At 66.6% G+C, this 18,603-nt stretch carries 20 protein-coding genes; 10 read left to right on the top strand and 10 right to left on the bottom strand.

Annotated features, from left to right (window positions below):
- Positions 1-30: 30 nt before the first annotated feature.
- The 6 genes from CLV01_RS08310 to CLV01_RS08285 all read right to left on the bottom strand — a co-directional run bounded on the left by CLV01_RS08310 (position 31) and on the right by CLV01_RS08285 (position 5,470).
- Positions 31-243, bottom strand: a complete 213-nt coding sequence (locus tag CLV01_RS08310; RefSeq protein ID WP_013803984.1) for a DUF2970 domain-containing protein — start codon at positions 241-243, stop codon at positions 31-33.
- The gene (locus tag CLV01_RS08305; RefSeq protein WP_013803985.1) at positions 240-860 is read right to left on the bottom strand and encodes a cytochrome c oxidase assembly protein; all 621 of its coding nucleotides are present in this window, start codon (positions 858-860) and stop codon (positions 240-242) included. Before CLV01_RS08305 ends, CLV01_RS08310 begins: the two co-directional genes overlap by 4 nt.
- A gap of 24 nt (positions 861-884) precedes the next feature.
- A complete protein-coding gene (locus CLV01_RS29295) occupies positions 885-992 on the bottom strand; it encodes a cytochrome oxidase small assembly protein (RefSeq protein WP_012203604.1) in 108 nt (35 codons plus the stop codon).
- Between the two features lie 23 nt (positions 993-1,015).
- Positions 1,016-2,686 carry a cytochrome c oxidase subunit I gene (ctaD, locus tag CLV01_RS08300; RefSeq protein ID WP_012203603.1) on the bottom strand — a complete coding sequence of 557 codons (1,671 nt, stop codon included), beginning with the start codon at positions 2,684-2,686 and terminating at the stop codon, positions 1,016-1,018.
- 35 nt (positions 2,687-2,721) lie between these two features.
- Complete coding sequence (gene coxB, locus CLV01_RS08295; protein ID WP_013803986.1) at positions 2,722-3,903, bottom strand: cytochrome c oxidase subunit II; 1,182 nt, start codon at positions 3,901-3,903, stop codon at positions 2,722-2,724.
- 664 nt (positions 3,904-4,567) lie between these two features.
- Entirely contained in the window at positions 4,568-5,470 is a 903-nt protein-coding gene (locus CLV01_RS08285; RefSeq protein ID WP_099734565.1) for a class I SAM-dependent methyltransferase, read from the bottom strand.
- 89 nt (positions 5,471-5,559) lie between these two features.
- Between CLV01_RS08285 and CLV01_RS08280 the strand changes: the two genes are divergently transcribed.
- The 3 genes from CLV01_RS08280 to CLV01_RS08270 all read left to right on the top strand — a co-directional run bounded on the left by CLV01_RS08280 (position 5,560) and on the right by CLV01_RS08270 (position 7,332).
- Entirely contained in the window at positions 5,560-6,294 is a 735-nt protein-coding gene (locus CLV01_RS08280; RefSeq protein ID WP_099734566.1) for a phosphoribosyltransferase family protein, read from the top strand.
- A gap of 51 nt (positions 6,295-6,345) precedes the next feature.
- A complete protein-coding gene (trmL, locus tag CLV01_RS08275) occupies positions 6,346-6,843 on the top strand; it encodes a tRNA (uridine(34)/cytosine(34)/5-carboxymethylaminomethyluridine(34)-2'-O)-methyltransferase TrmL (RefSeq protein WP_043824427.1) in 498 nt (165 codons plus the stop codon).
- 183 nt (positions 6,844-7,026) lie between these two features.
- Positions 7,027-7,332 (top strand): DUF4148 domain-containing protein, encoded by a 306-nt coding sequence (locus CLV01_RS08270; protein WP_013803990.1) that lies wholly within the window; start codon positions 7,027-7,029, stop codon positions 7,330-7,332.
- Between the two features lie 158 nt (positions 7,333-7,490).
- Here CLV01_RS08270 and CLV01_RS08265 read toward each other — a convergent pair whose 3' ends face one another.
- Together CLV01_RS08265 and CLV01_RS08260 are read right to left on the bottom strand one after the other, a co-directional pair.
- Positions 7,491-7,955 carry a MaoC family dehydratase gene (locus CLV01_RS08265; RefSeq protein WP_034390662.1) on the bottom strand — a complete coding sequence of 155 codons (465 nt, stop codon included), beginning with the start codon at positions 7,953-7,955 and terminating at the stop codon, positions 7,491-7,493.
- Positions 7,956-8,031: 76 nt separating this feature from the next.
- Positions 8,032-8,661, bottom strand: coding sequence for a LysE family transporter (locus tag CLV01_RS08260; RefSeq protein WP_012203595.1), 630 nt, complete (start codon positions 8,659-8,661; stop codon positions 8,032-8,034).
- A gap of 297 nt (positions 8,662-8,958) precedes the next feature.
- Here CLV01_RS08260 and kefC point away from each other — a divergent pair, with 297 nt between their 5' ends.
- A complete protein-coding gene (kefC, locus tag CLV01_RS08255; RefSeq protein ID WP_099734567.1) occupies positions 8,959-10,842 on the top strand; it encodes a glutathione-regulated potassium-efflux system protein KefC in 1,884 nt (627 codons plus the stop codon).
- Between the two features lie 10 nt (positions 10,843-10,852).
- On the opposite strand, the gene CLV01_RS08250 is transcribed toward kefC, so the two are convergent.
- The gene (locus CLV01_RS08250; protein ID WP_099734568.1) at positions 10,853-11,743 is read right to left on the bottom strand and encodes a LysR family transcriptional regulator; all 891 of its coding nucleotides are present in this window, start codon (positions 11,741-11,743) and stop codon (positions 10,853-10,855) included.
- A 106-nt stretch (positions 11,744-11,849) separates the two neighbouring features.
- Here CLV01_RS08250 and CLV01_RS08245 point away from each other — a divergent pair, with 106 nt between their 5' ends.
- Both CLV01_RS08245 and CLV01_RS08240 read left to right on the top strand, forming a co-directional pair.
- A complete protein-coding gene (locus tag CLV01_RS08245; RefSeq protein WP_012203592.1) occupies positions 11,850-12,449 on the top strand; it encodes a short chain dehydrogenase in 600 nt (199 codons plus the stop codon).
- Positions 12,450-12,526: 77 nt separating this feature from the next.
- Entirely contained in the window at positions 12,527-12,985 is a 459-nt protein-coding gene (locus tag CLV01_RS08240) for a DUF1841 family protein (RefSeq protein WP_099734569.1), read from the top strand.
- A gap of 104 nt (positions 12,986-13,089) precedes the next feature.
- Here the strand turns inward: CLV01_RS08240 and CLV01_RS08235 are convergent, their stop codons facing one another.
- The gene (locus CLV01_RS08235; RefSeq protein WP_012203590.1) at positions 13,090-13,764 is read right to left on the bottom strand and encodes a c-type cytochrome; all 675 of its coding nucleotides are present in this window, start codon (positions 13,762-13,764) and stop codon (positions 13,090-13,092) included.
- Positions 13,765-13,880: 116 nt separating this feature from the next.
- Between CLV01_RS08235 and CLV01_RS08230 the strand changes: the two genes are divergently transcribed.
- From CLV01_RS08230 to CLV01_RS08215, 4 genes are all read left to right on the top strand, one after another.
- A complete protein-coding gene (locus tag CLV01_RS08230; RefSeq protein WP_012203589.1) occupies positions 13,881-14,735 on the top strand; it encodes an AAA family ATPase in 855 nt (284 codons plus the stop codon).
- An 11-nt stretch (positions 14,736-14,746) separates the two neighbouring features.
- Positions 14,747-15,457, top strand: a complete 711-nt coding sequence (locus CLV01_RS08225; RefSeq protein WP_099734570.1) for a GNAT family N-acetyltransferase — start codon at positions 14,747-14,749, stop codon at positions 15,455-15,457.
- Between the two features lie 31 nt (positions 15,458-15,488).
- The gene (locus CLV01_RS08220; RefSeq protein WP_012203587.1) at positions 15,489-16,676 is read left to right on the top strand and encodes a vWA domain-containing protein; all 1,188 of its coding nucleotides are present in this window, start codon (positions 15,489-15,491) and stop codon (positions 16,674-16,676) included.
- Between the two features lie 75 nt (positions 16,677-16,751).
- Positions 16,752-18,602, top strand: coding sequence for an autotransporter assembly complex protein TamA (locus CLV01_RS08215; RefSeq protein ID WP_043824435.1), 1,851 nt, complete (start codon positions 16,752-16,754; stop codon positions 18,600-18,602).
- Position 18,603: the final 1 nt, after the last annotated feature.

Raw genomic sequence — 18,603 nt, 5'->3', positions numbered from 1 at the left:
ATCACTCTCTGTCCCCGATGGCCGCGCCGCTCAGACCACGAGCTTGACCAGCGCGATCAATCCCAGCACCAGCACGAAGATGGCCGCCAGCCCCACCGCAATTACATGCAGCGGCGTGATGCGCTCCCCGTCCTGCTGGTACTCGCTTCCCCTGCGCACGCCGAAGAGCGACCAGGCCACGGCGCGCACCGTGCGCCACACGCTGGGCGGGCGGCGCGGCTCCCGTGGCTGCGGCGCATTCATGAGGCGGGCTCCTGCTTCGGCCCTGCCGCCACCGGCGCCTCGCCCGTGGGTGCGGCCGGCGTCCTGCCTCCCACCTCGAAGAAGGTATAGGACAGCGTGATCGTGGTCACATCCTTGGAGATGCGCGGATCGATCACGAAGGCCACCGGCCATTCGCGCTTTTCTCCGGGCTCCAGCGTGTACTGCGAAAAGCAAAAGCACTCCAGCTTGTTGAAATGCGCGGCCGCCTGGCGTGGCGCATAGCTCGGTATCGCCTGGGCCGCCATGCGGCGGTCCTGCACATTCTGGAACTCGTACATGACCGTGGCCAGCTCGCCCGGATGGACCTGGATGGAGCGCTGCGCCGGCTTGAAGTCCCAGGGCCCGCGCGCATTGGCGTCGAACTCCACGGTGATGGTGCGGCTCTTGTCCACCTGCGAGTTGGCGGGCAGCTTCACATCGCGCCCGGCCGTGCCGTTGCCCGGCACCTGGCGCTCGGACAGCGACAGGATGTTGATGCCCGTGAGCTCGCAGATGTGCTTGTAGATGGGAATCAGCACGTAGCCGAAGGCAAACATGCCCAGCGCCACCACGGCCAGCTTGCCCACCATCTTCGCGTTTTCACTGCGCACGCTCACGGACGTCCCTCCTGTTGCCTGCCCTCAATGGAGCACGGTGATCTTGATCACGAAGCCGGCCAGAAAGACCAGCGCCACCGATACCAGGATCAGCGCCAGCCTCAGGTTGGCTTTTCGTTGCTGTGCGTCCATGTGCATCTCCCTCGGGGCTTGCATCAACCGATGATGCGGGTGGCGGTGGCATCGAGCTTGGGCGGCGTCTCGAAGGTATGGAACGGCGCCGGCGAAGGCACTTCCCACTCCAGGCCCTCGGCGGCCTCCCAGGGCTTTTGCGGCGCCTTCTCGCCCTTGCCGCGCATGGCGGGCACGACGACGAAGAGGAAGAAATACACCTGCATCAGGCCGAAGCCCAGCGCGCCCAGCGAGGCCACCATGTTGAAGTCGGCGAACTGCATGGGGTAGTCGGCATAGCGGCGCGGCATGCCGGCCAGGCCCAGGAAGTGCATGGGGAAGAAGGTGACGTTGAAGAAGATCAGCGAGCCCCAGAAGTGGATCTGGCCGCGCGTCTCCGAATACATCACGCCGGTCCACTTGGGGGCCCAGTAGTAGTAGGCCGCGAACATGGAGAACAGCGATCCGGCCACCAGCACGTAGTGGAAGTGGGCCACCACGTAGTAGGTGTCCTGCAGCTGGATGTCGATGGGCGCCATCGACAGGATCAGGCCCGTGAAGCCGCCCATGGTGAACACGAAGATGAAGCCCACCGAGAACAGCATGGGCGTCTCGAAGGTCATGGAGCCGCGCCACATGGTGGCCACCCAGTTGAAGATCTTCACGGCCGTGGGCACCGAGATCAGCATGGTGGCGTACATGAAGAACAGCTGGCCCGTGACGGGCATGCCGGTCGTGAACATGTGGTGCGCCCACACGATGAAGGACAGGATGGCGATGGACGAGGTCGCATACACCATGGAGGCATAGCCGAACAGCTTCTTGCGGCTGAAGGCCGGCACGATCTGGCTGATGATGCCGAAGGCCGGCAAGATCATGATATAGACCTCGGGGTGGCCGAAGAACCAGAAGATGTGCTGGTACATCACCGGGTCGCCGCCGCCTGCGGGGTTGAAGAAGCTGGTGCCGAAATGGCGGTCCGTCAGCGTCATGGTGATGGCGCCGGCCAGCACGGGCATGACGGCGATCAGCAGGTAGGCCGTGATCAGCCAGGTCCAGGCGAACATGGGCATCTTCATCAGCGTCATGCCGGGCGCGCGCATGTTCAGCACGGTGACGATGATGTTGATGGCGCCCATGATGGAGCTGGCGCCCATGATGTGCATGGCCAGGATGGAGGTGTCCATGGACGGGCCCATCTGCAGCGTCAGCGGCGCATACAGCGTCCAGCCCGCGGCGGGGGCGCCGCCGGGCATGAAGAACGAGCCCACCAGCATCAGGCCGGCCGGGATCAGCAGCCAGAAGCTGAAGTTGTTCATGCGCGCGAAGGCCATGTCGGAGGCGCCGATCTGCAGCGGCAGCATCCAGTTCGCAAAGCCCACGAAGGCCGGCATGATGGCGCCGAACACCATGATCAGGCCGTGCATGGTGGTCAGCTGGTTGAACAGCTCGGGGTTGACGATCTGCAGCCCGGGCTGGAACAGCTCGGCGCGGATCAGCAGCGCCAGCACCCCGCCCACCATCAGCATGGTGAACGAGAACAGCAGGTACAGCGTGCCGATGTCCTTGTGGTTGGTGGCGAACATCCAGCGCCGCCAGCCCGTGGGCGTGGCGTGGTGGTGATGGTCGTCATGCCCGTGTCCATGCTCGTGCTCATGCGCATGTTCGTGGCCCTCGCCCGCAGGGCTGTGGATGGGGGGAAGTACGGCGCTCATGCTGTTATCTCCAATCGCTCATCTGTCTTGCGGGCTCACTGGCCGGGGAACTTGCCGGTGCGGGCGGCCACGAACTCGGCCGGCTGCACCAGCTGGCCGGTCTTGTTGGACCAGTGGTTCTTTGCAAAGGTGACCACGGCGGCCAGCTCGGTATCGCTCAGCTGTTTCCAGGCGGGCATGGCGCCGTTGGCACGGCCTTCCAGCACCACATGCATCATCTCGGCCGTGGGTCCCAGGACGATGGGACTGCCGTCCAGCGGCTTGATGGGACCGGCGCCCTTGCCGTTGGCCTGGTGGCAGGCCGCGCAGTTGGCCGCATAGACCTTCTCGCCGCGTGCCATCAGGTCGGGCAGGCTCCAGACCTTGCTGGGGTCGTCCTTCTTGGCGGCGGCGATCTTCTTTTGCTCGTCCACCCAGGCCTTGTAGCCGTCGCTCGACAGCACCTTCACGTGGATGGGCATGTAGGCATGCTCCTTGCCGCACAGCTCGGCGCACTGGCCGTAGTAGTCGCCGGTCTTTTCGGCACGGAACCAGGTGTCGCGCACAAAGCCCGGGATCGCGTCCTGCTTGATGCCGAAGGAAGGCACCATGAAGGAGTGGATCACGTCATTGGCCGTGGTGATGATGCGCACCTTGCGGTCCACGGGCACGACCAGCGGGTTGTCCACCTTGAGCAGGTAGTCGTTGGGTGCCTTGGAGACATCGCCGCTGTCGGACAGCGCGCGGTGGCTGCTGTCCAGCGTGGAGATGAAGCTCAGTCCCTCGCCTTCGCCGTTGATGTAGTCGTAGCCCCATTTCCACTGGTAGCCCGTGGCCTTGATGGTGACATCGGCGTTGGTGGTGTCCTTCTGCGCCACCAGCACCTTGGTGGCCGGCAGCGCCATGAGCACGACGATGATGAAAGGCACGATGGTCCAGACCACCTCGACCGTGGCCGATTCGTGGAAGTTCGCCGCCTTGGCGCCGCGCGATTTGCGGTGCTTCCAGATCGAATAGAACATCACTGCGAACACGCCGATGAAGATCACCGTGCAGATGATCAGCATCATCCAGTGCAGGTAATGCTGCTCATGCGCGATGCGCGTGACCGCCGGATGAAGGTTGAGCTGATTGACGGCCGGGCCGCCTGGCAGATCTGTCGTCGCATGCGCAAGGGAGCCTCCCCCTGCCACACTCATCAAGCCCCAGAGAACCAGCTTGGTGGAAATGCTTTTCATAGTTTTCACTTACATCTAAGCCTCGGGTTATCCACTCGCTCCGCTGCGCCGGCGTGGGGGCCGCGCAGCCAGACCGTTCAACGCCTGCCCAAAGGGCAACTCCCGGCCTCAACTGTCCGAGCATGCATGAAAGCGCCGCAGATGTGCCTGCGCGCAATCACCAATAGCGTGCCAGCCGGCATCAACGGCAGCTCGGACGTGGGACCAGGATTCGGGCGTACAGCCATCCCCGCCTGCGCCTGCAGGCGCATGAATTCGGAGGACAGCAGCAAGGTGGACGGAAGAATGCGCGCACGCCGGCCATTCAGGGCATGTGTGCCATGGGGGCCGGGAGCGGATTGGAAAAGGGGGCGCATGCGGCCCGGCATGCGGCACAGAAGGGGGGACAGCAGGGACAGAAAGACCAGTGCCCGCTCCCAGAGGAACAGGCACTGCTGCAGCCGGTGATGATCAAACTCGTGGGCGGGCCGCTCCTGGATGGGTCGGCCCGTTCTCGTTCCCGTGGCAAAACGAAACACCAAATCGTCTCCCCTTTCGGCCTGCGGACCGCTGGTCTTTTCCCGGCCCGGGAAAGCGAGCCCAGGGAAAAGCTGTTGTCTCTGTCAGCTCGGGAAAAGTGTAGACGTTTTTGTTTTCGATCAATGACCGGAAAGCGACATTGGGGCTATCGCAAACCCGTGTTGCGCGGCTGGCGCAGCATGCTGCGCATGTCCTCCAGCGATACGGCGCTGCTGGACTCCAGGCGCACGCGCGGCTGCGGCTTGTAGGCGTGGCCGTAGACGATCTCGAAGGTCAGCGCCAGCTGCCCGTCGGGGCCGGCCAGGCGCTCGCGCAGGGCATCGTGCAGGCGCTGCTGCCAGCGGCGGCCGCGCAGGGCGGCAAAGCGCTGCGGATGGAAGTTGCGGCCCAGCTCGCGCAGCTCCTGCAGCAGCCGCTCGGGCGTGGCAAAGGTCAGCGTGATGTGCTCCATGTCCATCACCGGCTCGCTGAAGCCTGCGTGCACCAGCATGTCGCCCCAGTCATGCATGTCGGTGAAGGCCTGGCCGGCGGGCGGCCAGCCGAGCTGGGCGTAGATGGCGTGCAGCTCGCGCAGCGTATCGGGCCCCAGGCAGGAGAACATCACATAGCCGTCCACGGACAGCGCCTGGTGCCAGCGCGTGATCAGCGTCTGCGGGTCGGCCTGCTGGTGCAGGGCCATGTTGGCCCACAGCATGTCCACGCCGGCAGGCTCGGGCTCGCCGAAGCGCGTGGCGCCCCCGGTCCAGCGCGCGGGCTGCCACCAGCGCGCGCCCAGCTGCTCGCGGGCGGCGGCCTCATGCAGCGGCGAGGCTTCATAGACCAGGCATTCGGACTGCGCATAGCGCTGGCGCAGCAGCGCATGGGCCTGCAGGCCGCCGCGCACGGGCTGCCAGTGGCACCAGCGCTGGGGCGGTTTGACGATCCAGTCCAGCCGCTCCTGCATGCGGCGCGCCACCTCCTCATGCAGCCACGGCGAGGCCGCAGGCGCGGCCTGCTGCCAGCGCAATGCGGCGGCCGGATCGATGGTGGGGGGCAATTCGTGGGACATGGCTGGGCGGGGAATCCGGGCTCCTCGAAAGACAGGCGCCCGGCCCCGGAGCAAAGGGGTGGCGGACGCGGCGCGAGTATATTGACTCCATGCCCAACCTGCCTGCGTCATGGCTTTCGCACTGGCATGCCGGCCTGCCCAGCCAGTGCGCCGTCTGCCGCCGCTGGCCGGCGCAGCGCCTGTGCCAGGACTGCCGCTTGCGCTGGGCCAGGCCGCTGGCGCGCTGCGGGCTTTGTGCCATGCCGCTGCCAGCGGGGCACGGCGCCAGCGGGGGCCAGCAGGTCTGCGGCGCCTGCCTGGTCAAGCCCCCGCCACTGACGCACTGCCTTGCCGCGCTGGACTACGCCTATCCCTGGCACACGGTGATCGGCGACTTCAAATTCCGGGGAGACACCGGCCTGGCACGCAGCCTGGCCGCCCTGCTGCTGGAGCAGCACGGGGCGCGCGAGCAGCTGGAGCAATGCGATCTGCTGCTGCCCATGCCCCTGTCTGCCCAGCGCCTGCGCGAACGCGGCTTTCACCAGGCCCTGGTGCTGGCCCGTGCGCTGTCCGGCCCATCCACCCGCGGCAAGCTGCGGCACCAGGCCGTGCAGCGCGCCCACACGGCACAGGCCCAGCACGACCTGCCGCGCGCCCTGCGCCTGCGCCAGCTGCGCGGGGTCTTCGCGGTGCCGCCGGCGCAACTGCCCCATGTGCGCGGCCGCAAGGTCCTGCTGATCGACGATGTGATGACCACGGGCGCCAGCCTGCATGCGCTGGCCACCTGCCTGCGCCGAGCAGGCGCGGCCGAGGTCAGCGCCCTGGTGCTGGCGCGCACGCCCTGATCGTGGGGTTCGGAGCCCGGGGGCATAGGCCGCCGCGAGACAATACGGGCCATGTTCCATATCGTTCTCGTCGCGCCGGAGATCCCGCCCAATACCGGCAATGTGATCCGTCTGGCCGCCAACACCGGCTGCAGCCTGCACCTGATCGAGCCGCTGGGCTTTTCCATGGAAGACCGCCTGATGCGCCGCGCCGGCCTCGACTACCACGAGTACGCGCCCGTGCGCCGCCATGCCGACTGGCAGGCCTTCCTGCAGGACTGCCAGCCGGACCGCCAGCGCATGTTCGCCATGACCACGCACAGCAGCAGCCCCGCCCACGCCATCGGCTTCCAGCCTGGCGACTGGCTGGTGTTCGGCTCCGAAAGCAAGGGCCTGCCCGCCGAGGTGCGCGAGCAGTTCCCGCCGCAGCAGCGCCTGCGCCTGCCCATGCTGCCGCAGCAGCGCAGCCTGAACCTGTCCAATGCCGTGGCCGTGACCGTGTTCGAAGCCTGGCGCCAGCAGCAATTCGTGGGCGCTGCCCTGGCCGAGGGAGCAGCCGGCGCGGCCTGAGCGATCGGCCGGACCAGGCGGAAAGTTCCCGGCCGATTGTTTCAACAGCTGAAAAAGCGCATTGCCAATCCAAGGGTTTTTCCCGATTCCAAGCCGCCCTACATTTGATTCATGGGCTCTACGTTACCAAGCGATTTCCGCAAAGAACGCCCTGTCCCAGAAACAAAACAAAGGACTTGAATCATGAAGAACACCCGCCGTTTTGCCGTCCTGGCCGCCCTCTCCATCTCCGCCATCGCCGCCCAGGCTGCCGGCTTCGACTACGCCGACAACAGCAGCTACCCGCCCGAAGTGAAGACCCAGAGCACGCTGACACGTGCCCAGGTCATGGCCGACCTCAAGGCCGCCCAGGCCAATGGCACCATGCCCTCCGTCGCCGAAGGCTACCTGCCCATCCAGAACACTGCCACCGCCACCGTGAGCCGCGATGAAGTGCGCCGCGAAGCCGCCGCCGCCGAGCGTTCGGGCCAGCTGAACTTCGGTGCCTGAGCCTCAGCCCCCCGCAACCGCTGCCACCACGCAGCCAGCCCGCAGGTGCCCCTGCGGGCTTTTTTCATCGCCGGACCGCCCCAAGATGAAAAGCGCCCCCTTGGGGGAGGGGGCAGCGGACCTTGCGTAGCAAGGGTAGCGTGGGGGTCAGTTTTGATTCAGGCCTTGGCGCCGTAGTTGCGGGCCACGGACTCGGCCACGCAGGCGGGCTTGTCCGCGCCTTCGCGCTCCACGGTCACCAGCCAGGTCATCTGCAGGCCACCGGGCTCGATGGGCTCGGCGGCCTGCAGCGTCAGGCGCGCACGTAGGCGGCTGCCCACGGGTACGGGAGAGGTGAAGCGCACGCGGTTGAGGCCGTAGTTCACGCCCATTTGCGCGCCTTCGATGTGAAAGCAGTTCTGGAAAAACTGGGGGATCAGCGACAGCGTCAGAAAGCCGTGCGCAATCGGTGCTCCGAAGGGGCCTTTGGACGCGCGCTCGGGGTCCACATGGATCCATTGCTGGTCGCCCGTGGCATCGGCGAACAGCTGCACCTGCTGCTGGGTGATGGTGATCCAGTCGCTGACGGCGACTTCCTGCCCCACGCAGGCACGCACTTCGGAATAGGAATGGAAGGTTTTCATGCCCCAAATGGTAGGGGCCGGTGCCGCGCGCTCCATGTCGGGCGCGCGACAGGCTAGGGTTAGTCCAGGGTGGATGTCACCTGGACGCGCGCTGAACAAAGAACAGGCCTGTGCCCACGGCCATCAGCAGTGCGCCGAAGACCCGGTTCTGACTGCGCACCGCACGTGCACTGCGCATGAAGCCGCGCAGCGCACTGGCGCTGGCCGCATAGCCGTGCATGACCATGGTGTCCACGGCCAGCATGGTGGCGGCCAGGATCAGCAACTGCAGCCACAGCGGGCGGCTGGTGGTCATGAACTGGGGCAGCACGGCCACCATGAAGATGATGCCCTTGGGATTGGTGGCGTTGGTCAGGAAGCCCGTGAGCACGCGGCGGCGCACGCTGAGCTCGGGCATGGATTCCTGGGTGGCCAGGGGTGCGGCACCCGAGCGCCATTGGCTGATGCCCAGGTAGATCAGATAGCAGGCGCCGACGATCTTCACGGCGTTGAACGCCCATTCGGAGGCCAGCAGCAGCGAGCCCACGCCCGCACCGGCGATCAGCAAGATGGTCAGCAGCCCCAGCTGCAGCCCGAAGATGGTGGCGCTGCTCTTGCGCACGCCATACGACAGGCCATGGCTCATGGACAGCACTGCGCCCGAGCCCGGGGAGACCGCAATGATCCAGCAGGCCACAAAGTAGGCGATCCAAGTATGCCAATCCATGCCAAACACCTTAAAAATACGGAGCAGGCCGGCATCTTAAAACTGTGCAGCCGATGTGGCGCACTGCCGCAGCAAAGCCGGATGGGGCGATGAAGCATTCGGTGGCATTTTTCATCGCCGGGCCGCCCCAAGATGAAAACGGCCCCCTCGGGGGGCGCCCGGCCAGGGGCAGCGGACCTTGCGCAGCAAGGGGAGCGTGGGGGGAATTTTCAACCCTGTCAGGAAGCTGACCCGGCTGTGAGAGTGACACAATCAATTGCCCCAGGGTAAACACCAACTCCAAGATCCCAAGCTTCCATGGAACACAGCGCCCCCATCTGGCTGACCTACGGCTTTCTCTATCTCACCGCCGCCGTGCTGGCCGTGCCCATTGCGCGTGCCCTGGGCCTGGGCGCCATCATTGGCTACCTGGGCGCCGGCATTGCCATGGGCCCCTGGGGACTGTCGCTTGTCAGCAATGTGGATGACATTCTTCATTTCGCCGAGTTCGGCGTGGTGCTGATGCTCTTCGTGATCGGGCTGGAGCTGCAGCCCAGCCGCCTGTGGGAGCTGCGCCGGCCCATCCTGGGATGGGGGCTGGCGCAGATGCTGGCCTGCACGGGCGTGCTGTTCCTGGCGGCCTGGGCCTTCGGCTTTTCCTGGCGCGTGAGCCTGATCGCGGGCATGGGCCTGGCCCTGTCGTCCACGGCCATCTGCCTGCAGGTCATGGCCGAGCGCAACCTCATGCGCACGCCCAGCGGCCAGGCCAGCTTCTCCATCCTGCTGTTCCAGGACGTGGCCGCCATTCCCATCCTGGCGCTGATCCCCATCCTGGGCGCGGTCAAGGCCGCCAATGCCACGCACACCGACAGCCACCTGTGGCTGCAGGTGCTCAAGACCGTGGGCACCATCGCCGCCGTGGTGGTGGGCGGCCGCCTGCTGCTGCGCCCCCTGCTGCGCTGGATCGCGCGCAGCCGCACGCCCGAGATCTTCACGGCCACCTCGCTGCTGCTGGTGGTGGGCATTGCCATGCTGATGGTGCAGGTGGGCCTGTCCATGGCGCTGGGAGCCTTCCTGGCCGGCGTGCTGCTGGCCGACAGCGAGTACCGCAGCGAGCTGGAGACCAACATCGAGCCCTTCAAGGGCCTGCTGCTGGGCCTGTTCTTCATGGCCGTGGGCATGAGCATCGACTTCGGCGTGCTGCTGCGCGCGCCCTGGGCCATGGCGGCCATGGTGCTGGGCTTTCTGGCGCTCAAGGGCGCCGTGCTCTACACCCTGGCCCGCGTGCTGAAGCTGCCCTGGCGCGAGCGCCCGGTGTTCGCTCTGCTGCTGGCCCAGGGCGGGGAGTTCGCCTTCGTGGTGTTCCAGACGGCGGCGCAGTACAAGGTGTTCCACCACAGCATCTCGTCCATGCTGGTGGCCGCCGTGGCCCTGTCCATGCTGATCGGCCCGCTGGTGCTGGTGCTGATGGACAAGCTGCTGCTCAAGCGCTTTGCCGACATGAAGGATTGCCAGGTCGACGGCGCGGGCCAGGCTGCCAGGCCCCATGAAATATCGGAGCCGCAGGACGCGCAAATCATCATTGCGGGCTTTGGCCGCTACGGCCAGATCGTGGCACGCGTGCTGCTGACCCAGGGCGTGCCGGCCACCATCCTCGACCACAGCGTGGAGATGCTGGAAGTGGCCCACACCTTCGGCTACCGCGTGTTCTTCGGCGATGCCACGCGCATGGACCTGCTGCGCATTGCCGGCGCGGACAAGGCGCGGGTGCTGGTCATTGCCGTGGACTCTTCCGAGCAATCGCTGAAGATCGCCGCCCGCGTGCGCAAGCGCTTTCCGCACCTGGAGATCGTGGCCCGCGCGCGCGACATGGCCCACTGGTACCAGTTGCGCGACCTGGGCGTGCACCATGTCGAGCGCGAAGTCTTCGAGTCCAGCCTGGTCTCGGCGCGAACCGTGCTGGAACTTGCGGGCCACAGCCCTGCCGAGGCCCAGCGCACCACCACGCGCTTTCGGGAGCACAACCTGGAGCTGATCGAGCGCATGTACCCCCACCACAAGGACCAGGCCCAGCTCATTGCCGTGGCCAAGCAGGGCCGCCAGCAGCTGGTCGAGCAGATGGCCAAGGAGCGGCAGGAGGCCCAGGCGCAGCAGGAGAAGGCCCAGGCGCCGCAGGAAGCCCCGCCGCCGCCCGGCCCCTGAAAACCGGGCCTCAGGCCGCGCCCAGCGCCCGCACCATGTGGTCCACGAACTGCGCCAGCTTGGGCAGCTGGCGGCGGTCCGGCAGATAGACCAGGTGCACCGGGCGCGGCAGTGGCACGCAGTCCTGCAGCACGGGCACCAGCCGGCCCGCGGCCATGTCGGCGGCCAGCAGCACCTCGGGCTGCAGGATCAGGCCCAGGCCGCGCAGCGCCGCATGGCGCAGCCCGTCGCCGCTGTTGCAGCGCAGGCGGGCGTCGTCGGGCCACTGCACCGAACCCGAGCCGTCGCCGCGCAGAATCCATTCCGAGCGTCTCTGCCAGACCGCGTAGCTCAGGCAGTCATGGCGCGCCAGATCGTCCACGCCACGCGGATGCCCGCGCCGCCGCAGGTACGAGGGCGCCGCCGCAATCACCATGCGATAGGGCTGCAGCGGCCGCGCCACCAGGCCTTCTCCGCCCACGGGGCCGATGCGCACGGCCACGTCGATGTTCTCGCCCACCAGGTCGGCCATGCTGTCGCTCAGTTGCAGATCCACGCGCACCAGCGGATTGGCCAGCTGGTAGTCGGCCACCAGCGGCGCGATCACATGGTTGCCCAGCGTGGTCGGCGCGCTGATGCGCAGCAGGCCCTGGGGTGCGCTGCGGCTGCGCTCCACGGCAGACTCGGCCCAGCGCAACTGCTCGAAGACCTGGCGGCTGTCCTCGTAGAAGCTGCGGCCCACCTCGGTCAGGCTGTGGCGCCGCGTGGTGCGCTGCAGCAGGCGCGCGCCCAGGTGGGCTTCCAGTTGCTGCACATGCTTGCCCACCATCACGGCCGAGATGTCCAGGCGCCGCGCGGCCTGGGCAAAGCTGCCGTCCTCGACCACGGCCATGAAGACCTCCATATTGCGCAGCTTGTCCATGGATTGCTAACCAATGCTTAGTAGTACAAAAAGATTTCGCTACTTTATGGCATAGGCAATTTGCAAAACACTGGAGGCCTGTTCACTCCTTCCGAAAGAAAACCGAATGAAGATCCTGCTCATCGGTGCCACCGGCACCATTGGCCGCGCTGTCCACGCCCTGCTGGCCCCGCGCCATGAGATCGTCACCGTGGGCCGCAACAGCGGCGACCTGCGCGCCGACTTCACGCAGCCCGAGACGCTGCAGAAAATGTTCGAAGCCGCCGGCCAGGTGGACGCCATCGTCAGCACGGCCGGCAAGCTGCACTTCGGCCCGCTGTCCGAGATGACGGCCGAGCAGTTCAACTCCGGCCTGCAGGACAAGCTGCTGGGCCAGGTGCGGCTCGCCCTGCTGGGTCAGCGCTGGCTGCGCGACGGCGGCTCCATCACGCTGACCAGCGGCGTCGCCGCCACCGAGCCCATCCGCCACGGCGCCAATGCATCGACGGTGAATGCCGCCCTCCACGGCTTCGTCACCGGCGCTGCGGTCGAACTGCAGCGCGGCCTGCGAATCAATGCCGTGAGCCCCACGCTGCTGACCGAATCGGCCCAGGCCTATGGCTCGGTCTTCCCCGGCTTCGAGACCGTGCCCGCCGCGCGCGTGGCCCTGGCCTACCAGCGCAGCGTGGAAGGAGCCCAGACCGGCAGGGTCTTCGAAGTGCTCTGACCTCCTCTTGCGGCGGGCCCTCGGCAAAGTCCTTGCGTGCCCGCCCAAAAGGGCTGCGTGCTACGCTGCGCGCCACCATGTTCAACCCCACCCAAGCCGATGTGCGGCGCTTTTTCTGCGGCGTGCGCACCAAGATGCTGAACGGCGCGCCGATGGAGGCCATAGAGACGCTGGCCAGCCTCTGGATTGCCGAGCATCCCGAGTATTTCGATGACCTCGCCGACGTGGACGCCGCCCTGCTGCGCGACTACGACGCCACGCCCGGTGTGACCAATCCTTTCCTGCACCTGTCCATGCACCTGTCCATCAGCGAGCAGTGCAGCATCGACCAGCCGCGCGGCATACGCCAGGCCGTGGAGCTGCTCAGCCGCCGCCTGGACTCGCTGCACGACGCCCACCACGCCACCATGGAATGCCTGGGGCAGATGCTCTGGGAAAGCCAGCGCTCGGGCCGCCCCCCGGATGGCGAGGCCTACATTGCCGCCGTGCAGCGCCGCGCCACCAGCGACGGCGCCAAGGCCACGAGCGGCGCATAGTCCCGGCCGTTCAGCGCCTCAAGACAAAGCCCGAAACAAAGCCCGAAACAAAGCCCGAAAAAAGCCCGCAATTGCGGGCTTTTGCTTTGGAGGAAAGGCGCGACCTACTGCGATTTCTGGCCGAGGCGGAAATGGGGCTGGGGCAGGGTCTGCAGCTCGCCATCGAGGCTGCCGATGTAGTTGGCCAGCGCCTTGAGTTCGCTGTTGGTGAACTGCTTGGCAATGCCGGCCATCACGCCGTTGCTGCGGCCGATGTGGGGGTTGCCTTCGGTCTTGTAGGACTTGAGGGCAGAGTACAGATAGTCCGCATACTGGCCCGCCACCTTCGGGTAGCTGGGGTCGATGGGCTTGGAAAAACCCTGGCCGTGGCAGGAGACGCAGGCCCCTTTTTGCAGCAGCGCGGCAACCTGGGTGCTGGGCTCGCGGACCTTGGCGTCGGCGGCCTTGGCCACGCCATGCTCGGCGTAGTAGGCGGCCACGTCGGCCATGTCCTGCTCGGTCAGCGGATCGGCGATGCCGCGCATGGTGGGGTGCTTGCGCTCGCCCTTCTGGTAGGCCTGCAGCGCGGCCACGATGTAGGGTGCGCCCTGTCCTGAAATCTTGGGGACCTTGTACACCTCGGGGAAGCTGGCCTGGTAGCCCTGGATGCCATGGCAGCCAATGCACATGGCGATCTTCCCCTCCCCTGCCTTTGCGTCACCTTTGCTTTGCTGGGCCTGTGCCACAGGGGTCACAGATGCGACAGTCAGCGCCAATACCGTGGTCAAAGTTTTTATCATTTTGCGCGCACAATCCTTCAAGAGTTCTGACGGATGCCTACTGCTGAGCGGGTAGCGCGAACGATTATGGCAGTCACCGTCAAGCGTCCCCATCAATACTTACGCTGATACCGCCCATGAAATTTCAAGGTTCCGAGAACTACGTCGCCACCCAGGATTTGATGCTCGCGGTGAATGCCGCAGCCACCTTGCAGCGCCCGCTGCTGGTCAAGGGAGAGCCCGGCACGGGCAAGACCATGCTGGCCGAGGAAGTGGCCGCAGCGCTGGACATGCCGCTGCTGCAGTGGCACATCAAGTCCACCACCAAGGCCCAGCAGGGCCTGTATGAATACGACGCCGTCAGCCGCCTGCGCGACTCGCAACTGTCCGACATCGACGGCGGCGAGCGCGTCAAGGACATCCACAACTACATCATCAAGGGCGTTCTGTGGCAGGCCTTCACGGCAGACCGGCCCGTGGCCCTGCTGATCGACGAAATCGACAAGGCCGATATCGAATTCCCGAACGACCTGCTGCGCGAGATCGACCGCATGGAGTTCTACTGCTACGAGACGCGCGAGATGATCCGCGCCAAGCACCGGCCGCTGGTGTTCATCACCTCCAACAACGAAAAGGAGCTGCCCGACGCCTTCCTGCGCCGCTGCTTCTTCCACTACATCAAGTTCCCCGACGCCGACACCATGCGCCAGATCGTGGCCGTGCACTTCCCCAAGCTGCAGGGCGAGCTGCTGACCGCCGCGATGAAGGTGTTCTACGACGTGCGCAACCTGCCCGGCCTCAAGAAGAAGCCCTCCACCAGCGAGTTGATCGACTGGCTCAAGCTGCTGGTGGCCGAGGACATTCCCGTGGAGTCGCTGCAGACCGCCGAGGGCAAGGTCGCCGTGCCGCCGCTGGTGGGCGCCCTGCTCAAGAACGAGCAGGATGTGAGCCTGTTCGAGAAGCTGGTCTTCATGAACCAGCGCAACCGCTGAGGCCTGCGCCCATGCCCCATCCCGAACACACCAACGACACGGGCGTGCCGGCCCTCACCGGCCAGGTGACGACCATTCCCGTGGCCGGCGCGGTGGCGCACCAGGGCTTTGTGCGACCCGTGGTCATGCGCTTCAACGGCGTGCGGCTGGAGCCCCTGGCCCTGGCCCATGAAGCCGGGCTGCGCGAGGCCGTGCAGGACGGCCAGCTGTGGCGCATCCGCGTGACCTCGGCACCCGAGCCCGGTGATGTGCGTGCCTATATCGAGGCCGCCCTGGAGCAGCGCAGCCTGGGCAAGCGCTTCGCCTTTGCCGTGCTGGACGACGACAGCGGCAAGGTGCTGGGCACCAGCAGCTACCACGACATCCTGCCCGAGGTGCGCCGCGTGGAGATCGGCTACACCTGGTACGCGCGCAGCGTGCAGCGCACCCATGTCAACACCTCGGCCAAGCTCATGCTCATGGGCCATGCGTTCGACACGCTGTCCTGCCATGTGGTGGGCTGGCGCACGGACTGCTTCAACTTCGCCAGCCAGCGCGCCATCGAGCGCCTGGGCGGCAGGAAGGACGGCGTGATCCGCGGCCACGCGCTGCGCCGCGACGGCACCATCCGCGACACCGTGATGTACAGCCTGCGCAGCGGCGAATGGCCCGAGTCGCGCGCCCAGCTGCTGGACCAGCTGCAGCGCCATTCGGACGGCAGCACCGCCGTGGCGCGCACATGAGGGCGCGTACGCCGGGCCTTCGGGAGATGCCATGCTGATCGACTTCTTCTACACCATGCGCGCGGCCAAGCTGCCCGTCTCGGTCAAGGAGTTCCTGACCCTGCTGGAGGCACTGCAGGCCGGCGTGGTCGGCCCCAAGAGCGACGACGCCTGGAGCCTGGACGACTTCTACCACCTGGGCCGCACCGTGCTGGTCAAGGACGAGAAGCACTACGACAAGTACGACCGCGCCTTTGCCGCCTACTTCAAGGGCGTGGAGATGGTGGCCGACCTCACGCGCGAAATTCCCCAGGACTGGCTGAAGAAGCTGCTGGAGCGCGAGCTCTCGCCCGAGGAAAAGGCCGCCATCGAGGCCATGGGCTGGGACGAGCTGATGGAGACGCTCAAGAAGCGGCTCGAAGAGCAAAAGGAGCGGCACGAAGGCGGCAACAAATGGATAGGCACGGGCGGCACCAGCCCCTTCGGCCACGGCGGCTACAACCCGGCCGGCGTGCGCATCGGCGGGCCGGGCCGCAACAAGAGCGCCGTCAAGGTCTGGGAGCAGCGCGCCTACCGCGACTACGACGACACGCAGGAGCTGGGCACGCGCAACATCAAGGTCGCGCTGCGCCGGCTGCGCAAGTTCGCCCGCGAAGGCGGCGAGCTGGAGCTGGACCTGCCCGACACCATCCGCAGCACGGCCGCCAACGCGGGCTACCTGGACATCAAGATGATCCCGGAGCGCCACAACAACGTGAAGGTGCTGCTGCTCATGGACGTGGGCGGCACCATGGACGAGCATGTGCAGCGCGTGGAAGAGCTGTTCTCCGCAGTCAAGAGCGAGTTCAAGCACCTGGAGTTCTACTACTTCCACAACTGCGTCTACGACTTCATGTGGAAGAACAACCGCCGCCGCTTCGCCGAGAAGTTTCCGACCTGGGACATCATCCGCAAGTACAACAAGGACTACAAGCTGATCTTCGTGGGCGACGCCACCATGAGCCCCTACGAGATCCTGCAGCCCGGCGGCAGCGTGGAGTACATGAACGAGGAGCCCGGCGCCGAATGGCTGCAGCGCCTGACGCATGCCTTCCCGCGCTTTGCCTGGATCAACCCCGAGCCGCCCGGCGTCTGGCAGTACCGCCAGAGCATCAGCATCATCCAGCAGCTCACGGGCAACCGCATGTACCCTTTGACACTCAAAGGTCTGGAAGACGCCATGCGCCTGCTGTCAAAATAGGCTGATGCCCAAGCTCCCCCCGCGACAGCGCCGGCCCGAGGGCCGGCGTTTTTGTTTCTGTTGAGTGCAGCCCTGATGCTCGGCGGCTGCAGCCTCCTGCCGTCCAAGAATGATGACAAGGACACGGACCCGTCGCTGATTGCAGCGACCGGCGACCCGGCCTTCTCGCTCGTCGTCGATGCGCCCAAGGAAGTGCGCGAGCTGCTGGAAAAGCACCTCGAACTGCGCCGCTACCGCTACCAGAGCGATCTGCAGCGGCGCGAGCTCACGCGGCTGCTGGGCGCCACCGACGCCAACGTGCGCGACCTGATCGGCACGCTGGGCTACTTCAGCCCCACGGTCACGGTGGAGATCAAGGAAACGCCCGAATCCGAAGAGGCCCCGCTGCAGGTCACCGTCAAGGTGGACCCGGGCGAGCCCGCCACCATTGCGCGCAGCCAGGTGCGCTTTGCGGGCGTCAATGCCGACGATCCCGACGGCGCCTCCCAGCGCGCCACCATCGAAGAGGACTGGCCGCTGCAGCCCGGCCAGCGCTTCAGCCAGTCCAACTGGAGCCAGGCCAAGAGCCAGGGCCTGCGCACGCTGCAGTCGCGCCGCTACCCGCTGGCGCGCATCGACTCCAGCCTGGCCGACATCGACGCCGACACGCATGAGGCCGATGTCAGCGTGGCCTATGCACCCGGCCCGGCCTACACCTTCGGCCCGCTGCGCATCGAAGGCGCCCAGCGCTACGACCCCGTGGGCACGGCCCGCATCGCACGCCTGCCCGAGGGCGAGGAATACGACCAGACCGCCCTGGTCGACGCCCAGCTGCGCCTGGCCAGCAGCGGCTACTACGACTCCGTCTTCCTCACGCTGGCCAACGTGCCCCAGCAGGGAGAAAGCGCCGCCGAGGATGAGGAGGCCCTCAAGCGCAAGGGCGCCCAGGTCACCACGCCCGTCATCGCCCAGGTGCGCGAGGCCCAGATGCAGAAATGGGTCTTCGGCGTGGGCATGAGCACCGACACCGGCCCGCGCCTGAGCGTGGACCACATCCACAACCGCCTGCCCTGGCTGGGCTGGCGTGCCGTCACGCGCATGCGTTTCGACCGCAAGAACCCGCTGATCTCCACGCAGTGGACCGCCCTGCCCGACGAAACCCTGTGGCGCTGGTTCACCACGGCCAAGGCCGAGCGCGCGCCCTCGGGCGACTTCGATGTCAACAGCCTGCAGCTGCGCGCCGGCCGCACCAAGTCCGAAGACCACATCGACCGCAACTACTACCTGCAGTACGACTACGCCAAGACCCAGGGCGAGGGCGCGCCGCCCTCCAGCTCATCGGTCACGGCCAACTACGGCTGGACGGGCCGCTACTTCGACAGCACGCTGGCGCCCTCCTCGGGCTTCGGCTTCGCCTGGGAAGTCGGCGCGGGCACCACGCTCACGCCCCAGCGCACGCCGTTCGGCCGCGTCTCGGGCCGCTGGCTCAGCCTGATTCCCATCGGCGAGGTCGATCCCGAGACCAAGCGCCGCAGCCGCCTGGCGCTGCGCGCCTCCGGCGGCGCCTTGCTGGCCCGCAAGGATGCCGACCTGCCCGTCACGCAACTGTTCATCACCGGCGGCGACAACACCGTTCGCGGCTATGGCTACCAGAGCATCGGTGCGCGCACCGACAGCGGCAAGGTCATCGGCGGGCGCTACATGGCCGTGGGCAGCATCGAATGGCAGCGGCCCATCGTCATCAAGGGCAACACGCAGGACTGGGAGCACGCCGTCTTCCTGGACGCCGGCACCGTGGGCGATGCGCCCGACTCCATGTACATGCGCGTGGGCGTGGGCACCGGCCTGCGCTGGCGCAGCCCCGTGGGCCCCGTGCAGGCCGACATCGCCTGGGGCGCCCAGGAAAAACAGCTGCGCCTGCACCTGCGCCTGGGCTTCAACTTCTGAC

Origin of the sequence: Delftia sp. 60, assembly GCF_002754395.1 — a bacterium.
Lineage (GTDB): Bacteria > Pseudomonadota > Gammaproteobacteria > Burkholderiales > Burkholderiaceae_C > Comamonas > Comamonas acidovorans.
The sequence above is the reverse complement of the archived record's forward strand: the minus strand, read 5'-3'. Positions and strand labels throughout refer to the sequence as shown.